The organism is Bradyrhizobium sp. 147, from assembly GCF_023073935.1.
GTDB lineage: Bacteria > Pseudomonadota > Alphaproteobacteria > Rhizobiales > Xanthobacteraceae > Bradyrhizobium.
Window position 1 is genome coordinate 150218 of record NZ_JADPKL010000077.1, and the last position, 12387, is coordinate 162604.

At 65.6% G+C, this 12387-nt stretch carries 9 protein-coding genes; 4 read left to right on the forward strand and 5 right to left on the reverse strand.

What is annotated here, in order from left to right:
- Positions 1–31: 31 nt before the first annotated feature.
- From IVA87_RS17415 to IVA87_RS17425, 3 genes are all read right to left on the reverse strand, one after another.
- Positions 32–1384, reverse strand: a complete 1353-nt coding sequence (locus IVA87_RS17415) for an MFS transporter (RefSeq protein WP_247334400.1) — start codon at positions 1382–1384, stop codon at positions 32–34.
- Between the two features lie 269 nt (positions 1385–1653).
- Positions 1654–3606, reverse strand: a complete 1953-nt coding sequence (locus IVA87_RS17420) for a hypothetical protein (protein ID WP_247334402.1) — start codon at positions 3604–3606, stop codon at positions 1654–1656.
- Positions 3607–3684: 78 nt separating this feature from the next.
- Positions 3685–4767, reverse strand: a complete 1083-nt coding sequence (locus IVA87_RS17425) for a YbhN family protein (protein WP_247278693.1) — start codon at positions 4765–4767, stop codon at positions 3685–3687.
- Positions 4768–5192: 425 nt separating this feature from the next.
- Here IVA87_RS17425 and IVA87_RS17430 point away from each other — a divergent pair, with 425 nt between their 5' ends.
- The 3 genes from IVA87_RS17430 (at position 5193) to IVA87_RS17440 (ending at position 9834) form a co-directional block, all read left to right on the forward strand.
- Positions 5193–5699 (forward strand): ferritin-like domain-containing protein, encoded by a 507-nt coding sequence (locus IVA87_RS17430; protein WP_247278692.1) that lies wholly within the window; start codon positions 5193–5195, stop codon positions 5697–5699.
- A 214-nt stretch (positions 5700–5913) separates the two neighbouring features.
- A complete protein-coding gene (locus IVA87_RS17435; RefSeq protein ID WP_247278691.1) occupies positions 5914–7323 on the forward strand; it encodes an MFS transporter in 1410 nt (469 codons plus the stop codon).
- Positions 7324–7434: 111 nt separating this feature from the next.
- Positions 7435–9834: an EAL domain-containing protein gene (locus IVA87_RS17440; RefSeq protein WP_247300142.1), complete on the forward strand. Its 2400-nt coding sequence runs from the start codon at positions 7435–7437 to the stop codon at positions 9832–9834.
- Positions 9835–9838: 4 nt separating this feature from the next.
- Here the strand turns inward: IVA87_RS17440 and IVA87_RS17445 are convergent, their stop codons facing one another.
- Positions 9839–10273 carry a hypothetical protein gene (locus IVA87_RS17445; RefSeq protein WP_247278689.1) on the reverse strand — a complete coding sequence of 145 codons (435 nt, stop codon included), beginning with the start codon at positions 10271–10273 and terminating at the stop codon, positions 9839–9841.
- Positions 10274–10351: 78 nt separating this feature from the next.
- Here IVA87_RS17445 and IVA87_RS17450 point away from each other — a divergent pair, with 78 nt between their 5' ends.
- Complete coding sequence (locus tag IVA87_RS17450; protein WP_247278688.1) at positions 10352–10933, forward strand: hypothetical protein; 582 nt, start codon at positions 10352–10354, stop codon at positions 10931–10933.
- Positions 10934–10941: 8 nt separating this feature from the next.
- Here IVA87_RS17450 and IVA87_RS17455 read toward each other — a convergent pair whose 3' ends face one another.
- A complete protein-coding gene (locus tag IVA87_RS17455) occupies positions 10942–12285 on the reverse strand; it encodes a PLP-dependent aminotransferase family protein (RefSeq protein WP_247334404.1) in 1344 nt (447 codons plus the stop codon).
- Positions 12286–12387: the final 102 nt, after the last annotated feature.

The window sequence follows — 12387 nt, forward strand, 5'->3', positions numbered from 1 at the left end:
TTGCCTGGTCCGCTCCGATTGCTCGGAGCTCTCAGGAGGAACGTTTGAGCACCACCCGCTCGATCTTGCCGACGATCACGAGGTAGGCGAACGCCGCCACCAGCGCGTTGAGACCAACGAACACCAGCGCGCCGTTGAACGAACCGGTTGCGGCCAGGATGTAGCCGATCACGATCGGGGTGGTGATCGAGGAGAGATTGCCGAACGTGTTGAACAGGCCGCCGGACACGCCGCCGGCTTCCTTCGGCGAGGTGTCGGAGACGACCGCCCAGCCGAGCGCGCCGATGCCCTTGCCGAAGAAGGCGAGCGCCATGAAGCCGACCACGAATGCCTGTCCGTCGACATAATTGCAGGCGATGATCGACATCGACAGCAGCATGCCGCCGGCAATCGGGATCTTGCGCGCCAGGGTCAGCGAGCCCGTCTTGCGCAGGATGGCGTCGGAGATGATGCCGCCGAGCACGCCGCCGATGAAGCCGCACAGCGCCGGGAGCGTCGCGACGAAGCCGGCTTGCAGGATCGACAGCCCACGCTCCTTGACGAGGTAGACCGGAAACCAGGTCAGGAAGAAATAGGTCAACGTGTTGATGCAATACTGGCCGAGATAGACGCCGAGCATCATGCGGTTGGAGAGCAACTGGCGGATGTGGTCCCACCCGGAGCCGGATTGAGGCGCGCGCTCCTGCTTCAGATCGTCCTTGGGCGCGTCGAGATCAACGAGCGCGCCGCCCTCCTTGATGTAGTCGAACTCGGCATCGTTGATCGAAGGATGTTCCTTCGGGCCGTAGATGGTCTTGATCCAGACGAGGCCCATGACGATGCCGAGCGCGCCCATCACGAAGAACACGAAGCGCCAGCCGTAGGCGTGCGCGATCCAGCCCATCAGCGGCGCGAAGATCACGGTCGCGAAATACTGCCCCGAATTGAAGAACGCCGACGCGGTGCCGCGCTCGTTGCCCGGAAACCAGGCCGCGACGATGCGCGCATTGGCGGGGAAGGAGGGCGCTTCGGCGATGCCGACCAGGAAGCGTAACGCGAACAGCACGACGATCGCAGTGCCGGCGCTGAAGAAGCCGACCCAGCCCTGCATCATCGTGAAGATCGACCAAACGATGATGCTGAAGGCATAGACGAGGCGCGAGCCGTAGCGGTCGAGCAACCAGCCGCCCGGCACCTGCGCGATCACATAGGACCAGCCGAACGCCGAGAAGATGTAGCCCATCGCGACCGGATCGAGATGCAGCTCCTTGGAGAGTGCGGGGCCTGCGATCGACAGCGTTGCGCGGTCGGCATAATTGACGGTGGTGACCAGGAACAACATGGTCACGATGAACAGCCTGACGCGAGACCTCCTCACGTCCGCCGCGGACACCACTGCGCTCATCACGCGCCTCCTTAGAACTCGAACATTTCCTCAAGGCGACTCCTAGAGGCGCGCGCGGCAAAGTGTCCAAGTTCAAGGGAGTATCGATCGATGCCGTTTTTGGATTGATGGAACGGCAGATGAGGGGAACGATGCGAGGAGATTAGAGCCGTGAGCCCCGCACTTGTCATTGCGAGCGCAGCGAAGCAAATCCAGGCTCTTTCGCAGAGGGACTCTGGATTGCCTCGCTGCGCTCGCAATGACGGTGTGGAGAGAGCTCGCTCTTGCTTTTACTGCCGGGCGCTCGGCAATAGCTGCGGCAGAAATCCGCGCGTCACGCTTGGCGGTACTGCATCCAGCCCGAGCACGGCGCTCGCGGCAGGCAGTGCGGCATCGGCCATCGCGGCGTGGCCTTCGGCGCTTGGATGCACGGCGCCGCCATAGACGGCGGAGAGCACGCCCCAGGTGGCGTCATGGATGTCGGTCGGCTGGCTCGCGGCCGGCAATCCTTGCGGATAGGTCATCGCAGCAAAATAGCTGTCGTTGGCGTCGCGGATCCAGCGGGCACGGGGCAGGTAGGCGCGATATTCCGAGGCGCCGCGACCGCACAGCATCGGCTGACTCGCCGCCGTCACGATGTCGGGATTGAAGCTCTGGCCGTTCTCGGCAAAGCAGGTGCGGTCGAATTCGGGATCGTTGCCGGAATGGGCGCAGAAGCCGTGATCGGCGAACGCGGCCTGGTGCGCATCGACGAAGGTCATGCGATCGGCTTCGGGATCGCGGCAGAGCGCGCCACGGGTGCAGGTGGCGAGGCCCTTCAGCTGCGGCAGGAATTCGGTGTCGACGAAGGTGGAGACCCGGGCGAGGCGCTGCGGATCGGCATTGAAGGATGGATGGATGTCGAAGCCGCCACGGCCGCCGCGGCAGGGCACGCCGCCATCGGCGAGCGCCGGGTTGGCGTAGGAGACATAGACCACACGTGAGAGGTCGCCGCCGACCAGCGGCTTCAGCGCCTCGCGCAGCTTGACGAAATTCTGCGGCAGCTCGCGCGCCAGCGCATCGCGGGAATCGTCGACGCTCGCCATCACGCCGGAGCGGCGGAACAGCGCGCGCTCGGTCGCGGTGTCGACGATGACGTCGGCGACGAGGCCGGAAAAATAGACGTCGTTGGCGCCGACCGAGAGCAGCACGAGATCGAGCGTGCGGTCGGGCTGGCGCTTCTTCGCCGCGGTGAGCGCTTCGCGCAGCTCGGCGACCTGCGCGTTCACGCTGGTGTTGCAGACGCCGGTCTTGCCGGGCGGGCATTCGCGGGCGCGCTGCGAGCCGAGCAGTCCGTCGCCGATGCTGGCGCCGGTGCAGGCGAGCGGCAGGAAGGTCACGGCGATATGGGTGTAGCGCACCGCGAGCGCCAGCGCGGTGCGGGCTTGATAGCTGTAGAGCGAGCGGTGACAGGGCGCGTTGAACCAGAGCGCACTGTAGCGTTGCCAGTTGGCGAGCGTGTCCGGCGCCTCGCAGGCGCGGCCGCCTTTGAAGCCGGCGCGGCTCGGCCGATAGTACTGCGCGCCGGCGGTGCCGAGATAGGAGCGGAAGCAGAAACCTTCGTCCGACAGCGCCAGCGGCCGGTCCGGATTGCCTTCGCCGGAGGCGATACTGTCCCCGAGGCCGGCGACGAAAATGTCGCGAACCTGGATCTCGGCCTGGACCCGCTGGGTCGGATCGGAGCCGGAGGAGACGTCGACGGTCGCGACCGTCTGCTTGCCGTAACGGACGCGCAAATTGACCGGCTCGGCGCAATCGAAGGTCGACGCTTGCGGCCCGTCGCCGTCATCGAACGACCAGGCGCAGGTGGCGCCGACCGGCACTGTGCCGACGAGGCGCACGGTGACGGGATGATCGATCGGGGTGATGTAGTTCTCCTTGACGTTGTCGCGGGTGCAGGGCTGGTTGACCCGGCCCTGGAGATCGATGCAGAGCCGGTTGACCATGTTGCGGGCCCAGCCGCGGCCCTCGCTCTGGAGCTCCAGCGACTGCTCGGCGGCCAGGATGCTGCGGTTGCGCGCATTCTCGACATGGAGCAGGAAATCGCGCTCCTCGCGGAACAGGCGGAAGCGGTTGCGCACCTCCCAGCTGATCTGCATGGCGCCGGCGTCTTGAGCGGCGGCGCGCTCGAGCGGCAAAGCGGTCAGAATCCCGGCAAGCAGCAGGGCGCCTGCGGAGAGGGTACGAAAGGAGGGAGGGATCATGGCCCGCGTGTTCAACGGCAAAGTTGAGGCGGAAATAAGAGAGGATCGCTGCCCGCCCGCAACCTTTGTCTGAGTGGCCTACCGCTTGCCGGCCTGCCGCAGCGCACGCTCGCGCTCCATCGCGGCCACCTGCTTGGGCAGGTTGGCCTGGGTGCAGGCCTCCGCCAGCCGCCGCCGCTCCTGCCACGGCGCGACCACGTTCATCCAGAGCTCGCGCGTGCCCATGATGGAGATGGCGAGGCCGAACGGGATCACGAAATAGAGGATGCGGAACACCAGCAGCGTCGCCAGAAGCTCCTCGCGGCCGAATTCGGGGAGCGCCACCAGCATGGCGGCATCGAATACGCCAATCGAGCCCGGCGCATGGCTGGCAAAGCCGAGCAGCGTTGCCAGGATGAACACAACGGCGAGCGACATGAAGTCGATCGGTGGATTGGCCGGCATCAGCAGGTACATCGCCGTGGCGCAGAAGCCGAGATCGATCACGCCGATCAGGATCTGCACCAGCGTCAGGGGCGCCGAGGGCAGCACCACCTTCCAGCCCTTCTGGCCGAGCTCGCGCCGCTTCTCACCCATGCAGAGCCAGACCAGATAAGCGCCGATCGAGGCGAGGCCGCCGAGCGCGATCAACCGGTTGATCGACGACGGCAGCTGATCCATCGACGACGCCGCACCCGGATGGATGGCCATGCCGATCGAGAGCACGAAGATGTTACCGAGCCAGAAGGTCAGGCCCGACAGGAAGCAGATTTTGGCGACGTCGATCGCGTTCAGCCCGTAATCCGAATAGATCCGGAAGCGGATCGCTCCGCCGGTGAAGACGGTAGCGCCGATGTTGTGGCCGATCGAATAGGACGTGAAGCTGGAGAGCGCCGCGATGCGATAGGGCACGTGCTTCTTGCCGATCGTTCGCAGTGCGAAAAAGTCGTAGAATGTCAGCGTGCAGAACGCAAACAAAACGCAGATCGCCGCCAGCCCGATATTCCCGCGAGGAATCTCGGTCAACGCCGTCAAGATAACTCCGGTATCGATGCCCTTGAGGGTCCGCACCAGCGTGGTGATTGCGAAGGCGATGATGAAGACGCTCGCGGCAATGCCGAGCCGTCGCCAGCCAATCCATCTGTTGAAGCCGCGTTTCAGCGCGGGCAGCAGTCCGTGCATTCATCCTCCCGGCGGGGGGCAAGACCGATCCGGCCAGGCATTGGCCAGTGCGGGTACGATGACGGCCAAAGGGCAGGCGTCGATCGCTTGGCATGATCCAGCTCATTTAAGGCAAAAACAGCGGCTTGTGCAGCCCTTGACAACAATAGGTTCTGCGTTGGACCAGCCACTTTGTCATATGTGGTTCACATCCGACGCGCGTTAAGCATATGAGTCCCGACGTGCGGTTCGGAAAGCGCATTCGTATTTGAGGAGGACGGTTTCAATCCTGGCGCCGTCGGCATTGTTCCAGCGCAGGCGGAGGGTGTCTTGGAACGTCGGTGCCGCGTGCTCGTTAGGCCCCATCAGCAACCGGACATGGCGGAACAGGCGGCCTTTCTGCAGGCCGATGCCGCCGTGTTCCCGAAACCGAGAGGACCGGAACGATGGGACTGTTCACAAAAGACATCAAAACCATGAACGACCTGTTCGTGCACCAGCTCCAGGATGTGTATTACGCCGAGCAGCAGCTCACCAAGGCGCTGCCGAAAATGGCCAGCAAGGCCACCGATCCGCAGCTGAAACAGGGCTTTTTGACGCACCTTGAAGAAACCAAGCAGCACGTGGCGCGTCTCGAGGAAGTGTTCAAGATGCACGGCGTCGCCGTGAAGGCGATCGACTGCCCGGCGATCGACGGCATCATCGAGGAAGCCGACGAGACGGCGGGCGAAGTTGCCGACAAGGCCGTGCTCGACGCGGCGCTGATCAATGCGGCCCAAGCCGCTGAGCATTACGAGATCGCCCGCTACGGCAGCCTGATCGCCTGGGCCAAGCAGCTCGGCCGCAATGATTGCGCGGCGGTGCTTGCCAAGACGCTTGAGGAGGAAAAGGCGACCGACAAGAAGCTGACGACACTCGCCGAGAGCAAGGTGAATCTGCGCGCGGCGAGCTGAGGCAAGACGGAGCTAAGATGAAGACGCCGCGCGATGGTCCGCGCGGCGTCTTCTTATTTCCGTCCTCATCCCAGTGCGCCACTGCGCACAAGACGGGCGATGTACTTTACGCGTGGCGGCCGGGCGCATCCGCATCCATCATTCGGCCATTGTCGAAACATGGCGGCACGCCGGACGGGTATATTTCGCATGGGGCTGCAAGCGAGGTGGCAGCATGCGAGCAAGCATTATCAAACACCAAACCTTTGACAACGCGAGTGCTGCGCCGCGGGCCCGCTCGCATCTTGCAACCTCCCTCACGCTTGCCGCCATGAGCCTCGGCTATGGCGTGGTGCAGCTCGACGTCACCATCGTCAACACCGCGCTCGATGCAATGGGGAGGGCGCTCGGCGGCGGGGTCGCCGAGTTGCAATGGGTGGTCAGCGCCTACACCATCGCGTTTGCCGCCTTCATCCTCACGGCCGGTGCGCTGGGTGACCGGATCGGCGCCAAGCGCGTCTTCATGGCGGGCTTCGCCATCTTCACCGCGGCCTCGCTCGCCTGTGCGCTGTCGCCCAATGCGGTCGTGCTGATCGCAGCACGGCTGGTTCAGGGCCTGGCGGCGGCGATCCTGGTGCCGAATTCTCTTGCGCTGCTCAATCATGCCTATGCGGACGACCGCGAGCGCGGCCGCGCCGTCGCGGTCTGGGCCGCCGGAGCAAGTCTTGCACTCACCGCCGGCCCGTTTGTCGGCGGCGCGTTGATCACGCTGGTCGGCTGGCGCGCGATCTTCCTGGTCAATCTGCCGATCGGGCTCGCCGGCCTGTGGCTGAGCTGGCGCTATGCCAGCGAGACCACGCGGGCACGCTCGCGCGAGATCGATCTGCTTGGACAGCTGGCTGCAATCGGTGCGCTGGGCGCGCTTGCCGGAGCAATCATCGAAGGCGGGGCGCTCGGCTGGGACCATCCGGCCGTGATCGCAGCCTTTGTCGGAGCCGCCATTCTCGCCGTGCTCTTTGTCTGGCGTGAGAGCCGCGCGGCGCAGCCGATGCTGCCGCTGTCGTTGTTCGGCCAGCGGCTGTTCACGCTGACCTCACTCGTGGGACTGCTGGTGAACATCGCGATCTACGGCCTGATCTTCGTGCTCAGCCTGTATTTCCAGAGGATCAACGGGCTGTCCGCGTGGTGGACCGGGCTTGCCTTCGTGCCGATGATGGCGGCGGTTCTGCCGGTCAATCTGCTAGCGCCGCGCCTAGCCGAGCGCATCGGCTCGTGCCCGACCATCGTCCTCGGCGCCTGCATATCGGCACTCGGCTGTCTCGGCCTGCTCTGGATCGAAGCCGGGACCAGCTATTGGGCGATCTGCGCGCAGACGATCGCGATCAGCGGCGGGCTCGGCCTACTGGTGCCGCCGCTGACGTCAACGCTGCTCGGCAGCGTCGAGAAGGCGCGCTCCGGCATCGCAGCCGGCGTCCTGAACGCGACGCGGCAGACCGGCAGTGTGCTCGGCGTTGCCCTGTTCGGTTCGCTGGTGGCGTCGGACCGTGCGTTCATGACCGGGCTGCATCTGTCGCTGGTCATCTCGGCGGCGGTCTTGCTGATTGCCGCCGCCGTGATCGGTGTCGGTGCGCCGGCGCGAGGATGAACAATTGAGCGAACGCACACATCTCCCATTCACCATTCCCGGAGCAGGTTTGTAGCCAGTTACCAATCGTCCATCTCTGTCGGCTCAAGTGCCGGTCGATAGGGGCCGGCGATGTATCAAGTTCTCTTCTGTCTCACCGACGAGCACGATTGGCGACTGGTCGCGCTTGGCGCTGCGGTGTGTCTGCTCGCCAGCGCGGCGGCAATCAGCCTGTTCCAGCGCGCACGCGCGACGCAGGGCCCCGGACGTCTGGTCTGGATCGCCCTGGATGCCGTCGTCAGCGGATGCGGCATCTGGGCGACGCATTTCATCGCGATGCTCGCCTACGGGCCGGGCGGTGCCGGCGCCTACAACATCCCGGTGACGCTCCTCTCCTTGATCCTTGCGATCTCCGTGACCTTCGTGGGGCTGAGCATCGCGGTATCGTCCTCGCGCCCGGCGTGGATCGCCCTCGGCGGCGCGATTGTCGGCTCTGGTGTCGCGGCGATGCACTACACCGGCATGGCGGCGCTGGAGATTCCGGCGCAGGTGGCCTGGATCGGAAGCACGGTTGCCGCCTCGGTGCTGTTCGGAATCGTCTTTGCGGGCTTCGCATTGTTCATCGCCGCGCGGCGCGACGACCTCTCCCATGCGCTGAGCGCGACTGCGCTGCTGACGCTTGCCATTGTCGCGCATCATTTCACCGCGATGGGCGCGGTGCTGCTGACGCCAGACCCGACCCGCGCGATCAGCGGGCTCTCCATCCCGCCGGCCTCGCTGTCCTTCCTCACCGCCAGCGCTGCGGTTGCGATCATCGCGATTGCGCTCGTGGCCGCGCTGCTCGACCGCCGCGCCAAGGGCGAATTGGGGCGCCAGCAGATCGTGCTGGACAGCGCGCTCGAGAACATGTCGCAAGGACTGTGCATGTTCGACGCCAACGGCAAGATCATCCTCTTCAACGAGCGCTATGCCGCGATGCTCCGTCGCACCGACATCCTGCTCACCGGCCGCCTTTTGGTCGACGTGCTTAGGGAAGAGCAGGCGAAGGGCCAGTGGCAGGGCGACGCGGATCAATTCTTCGCCCGCCTCGTCGCCGACGCGCGGGAGGGACGCACCACGACCGACGTCGTCAACCGGTTCGGCCGCTCGATCCGGGTGGTCAACCAGCCGATGCAGGGCGGCGGCTGGGTCGCCACTTTCGAGGACATCACCGAATGGCTGGAGGCGCAGGCCAAGATCTCGCACATGGCGCGCCATGATGCGCTGACCAGCCTGCCGAACCGCGTGCTGTTCCACGAACAGCTCGAGCATGGGCTGCGCCGGACCAGGTCGGGCGAGCAGCTCGCGGTGCTTTGTCTCGATCTCGATCACTTCAAGGACATCAACGACTCGCTCGGCCACCCCATCGGCGATGCGCTGCTAAAGGAAGTCGGCCGCAGGCTGAAGGCCACCGTCGGCGAGCACGACACCGTGGCGCGGCTCGGCGGCGACGAGTTTGCGGTGGTCCAGATCGGACGTTCCGAGGAAACCGCTGCGAGATCGCTTGCCGGGCGCCTCGTCGAGGTGATCTCGGCGCCTTACGAGATCGACGACCACCAGATCGTGATCGGCGTCTCGATCGGCATCTCGCTATCGCCGCAGGATGGCAGCCATCCGGACGAGCTCCTGAAGAACGCAGACCTCGCGCTCTACCGCGCCAAGGCGGACGGCCGTGGCACCTATCGCTTCTTCGAGACCGGCATGGATGCGCGCGCGCAGGCGCGGCGCCTCCTTGAAATGGATCTGCGCGCGGCGCTGCAACGTGACGAGTTCGTGGCGTATTATCAGCCGATCCGTGACGTCGCGAGCGGCCGCGTCGTCGCCTTCGAGGCGCTGCTGCGCTGGAATCACCCGCAGCGCGGGCTGATCGCACCGATCAGCTTCATCCCGCTGGCCGAGGAGACCGGGCTCATCGTTCAGCTCGGCGAGTTCGTGCTGCGCTCCGCCTGCACCGACGCGGCGACCTGGCCCGACGATGTCGACGTCGCCGTCAACTTGTCGCCGGTGCAGTTCAAGAGCCCGAACCTGATCGCATCGGTGACCGAGGCGCTGGCCCTCTCGGGACTTGATGCGCGCCGCCTCGAGCTCGAGATCACCGAATCAGTGCTGCTCCAGAACAGCGAGGCGACGCTGACGACCCTGCACGAGCTGCGCGCGATGGGCGTGCGGATCTCGCTCGACGATTTCGGCACCGGCTATTCGTCCCTGAGCTATTTGCGCAGCTTCCCGTTCGACAAGATCAAGATCGATCGTTCGTTCGTGTCGGAGCTGGCGACGCGCGAGGATTCCATGGCGATCATCCGCGCTGTGACCGGCCTCGGCCGCAGCCTCGGTATCGTCACCACGGCGGAAGGTGTCGAGAATGACGCGCAGCTCGAGCTGCTCCGGCGTGAAGGCTGTACCCAGGCGCAAGGCTATCTGTTCAGCAAGCCGCGGCCTGCTTCCGATATCGCGATCATGCTGGATCGGCCGCGGCTACTCGCGTCGGCGTGATGGCCTAGCCGCGGCGCAACGCAAAATGCGCGCCGCAAAATGCCATCACAGCGCCGAGGCACAGCGCAGCGAGCCCGGCCAGGACACCCGAGACCGTTGGGATCGGGCTCGGTGCTGAGGCCGCCTGGCCCGCGCCCGCGAGCAGCAGCACGCCGACTGCGATCAGGAATTGGCGCATCCGTTGCGGGATCTGGCCGGAGACGGCGCTCTGCATCAATGATGCCGTGAAATAGCCGCCGGAAAAGCCGACGGTGGCGATCAGCCACCATGCGATCGCCGCGCCGGCCGGGATGAACTCATGCGTGTCGGCGCGCCAGAGACCGCCGAGGTCGAGCCCGTAGCGCGCGCCCAGCATATGCACCGCGAGCGCGAGCAGCACGCCGGAGATCAGGGCAGCGCCGAGAATCAGGCGGCGCGGAAAAAAGGTCGTCTCAGCCATGCCCCGCTTGTAGGATGGGCGAGGGCGTTCGCGCAAGCGGATCGCTGACGGGATCGCGAGGACGGGATCGATGTCGAGATGCAGGTTTCGGATGCTGACGCAGTCACGAGCTATGCCTATAAGGCCTCGCTGATCGGTTCGGCCCACCGTTTCGAGCTGACGGACGAGGGCCTGTCCTGGCACATCGCCGGGCGCTCCGCGCTGTGGCGCTATGACGAGATCAGCGCGATCCGGCTGTCGTTCCGCCCAGTGTCGATGCAGCAGCACCGCTTTCGCGCCGACGTCAGCCACGCCGATGGTCGGCGCATCGCGATCCTGTCGACGAGCTGGCAAACGGCCGCGCTGATGGCGCCGCAGGACAGCGGTTTTCGCCAGTTCATCGTCGCGCTGCATGCACGCATGGCCAAGGCCGGCAGCCGGGCGACGCTGAGCGCGGGCCTCGGCCGCATGGCCTATGCGGCGGTGCTGGTCTTCCTTGCGGTGCTGACGGTGGCGATGGCGGTGCTGTTGATCCGCGCGCTGATGATCGGCGAGTTCGCGGGCGCGCTGTTCATTCTCGGCTTTGCCGCGCTGTTCGCCTGGCGGGTCGGCGGCTTCGTCCGGCGCAACCGGCCGCGGAGCTACAGCTTCGATCAACTACCCCGGTCCTTGCTGCCATAGATAGATCGCTACTCCGTCGAGTCAAAATCCTCTTCCTTGGTGCCGAGCAGCGAAACGATCGTGCGCAGGCCGGAATCGAGCTGCTCGGGCGAGGGCGGCGCGAGCGCGAGCCGCACCGCATTCGGTGCATGACCATGAGCAATCGCGAAGGTCGAGGACGGCGTCAGCGCGATGCCGCGCCGGGCTGCCGCGGCGACGAAGGTCTGCGAACGCCAATGCGGTGGCAGCGTCAGCCAAAGATGATAGGCGCGCGGATCGGCGGCGAGCTGGTAGCCGGCCAAGAGCCTCGCTGCGGTCTGCTGGCGGCGTGCGGCGTCGATGCGCTTCAGCCTTGTCAGCTCGGCGACGGTGCCGTCGGCCATCAGCCGCTGCCCGGACGCCAGCGCGTGGCCGGAGGCGATCCAGCCGCCGGTGCGGATCGCGCTCATCACGCTCTCGCGCAGATGCGGCGGCGCGACCAGGATGCCGAGCGCAAGGCCGGGCGCGACCTTCTTGGACAGGCTGTCGAGCACGATACAGCGGTCGGGCCCGAGCGCTGCGAGCGGCGTGTCGTCGGCGAGGAAGCCGTAGACGGCGTCCTCGATGATGGTGAGATCGAGCTTCTCGGCGATGCGCATGATATCGGCGCGCCGCGTTGCGTTCATGGTAACGCCGAGCGGGTTCTGGATGATGGGCTGGAGATACAGCGCCGACAGGTGGGCTTCGCGATGCGCTTTCTGGATGGCGTCGGGCCGCGCGCCGTGCTCGTCCATCGGGATCGGGACCAGCGTCACGCCGAGCCGCGCGGCGATGCTCTTCACGTAAGGATATGTCAGCGCCTCGACACCGCAGCGGCCCCCGGTGGGGACGAGCGCTGCGAGCGCGGCCGCGAGTGACTGCTTGCCGTTGGCGGTAAAGAAAATCTGCTCGGCCTGCGGCGCGAAATCCTTGCGTGCGAGGTAGGCGGCGGCCGCAACGCGCGCGCTCTTGGTGCCGGTGCTGGTCGAGACGCGCAGCGCGGATTCGAGCGCGTCGACGCGCTCGAGCCCTGCAAGGCTCTTGGCGATCATCGCCCATTGCTGCGGCAGCAGCGGATAATTGACCTCGAAATTGATGCGCGCGTCCACGGGCTCCCTGATCGTCTCGACTTCGCGCCTGACATCGCCGGAGATGAAGGTACCGCGGCCGACCTCACCGACGACGAGCCCGCGACGGAGCAATTCGGTGTAAACCCGGCTCGCGGTCGAGACCGCGATGCCGCGGTCATAAGCAAAATTGCGCTGCGGCGGCAGCCGGTCGCCAGGCCTTAACGTGCCGTTAGTGATATCGGCCGCAATGGAATCGGCGAGCTTCACGTACTCGAACTTGGACATTATTGCACCGAGAGCAATGTTTTACTTGCTCCGATCAGTGTACTGAAGCATTTAAGTTCCATCAAGTTCCGCGAGCCGAGGAGAGCGAGAGCAATCCCGCGG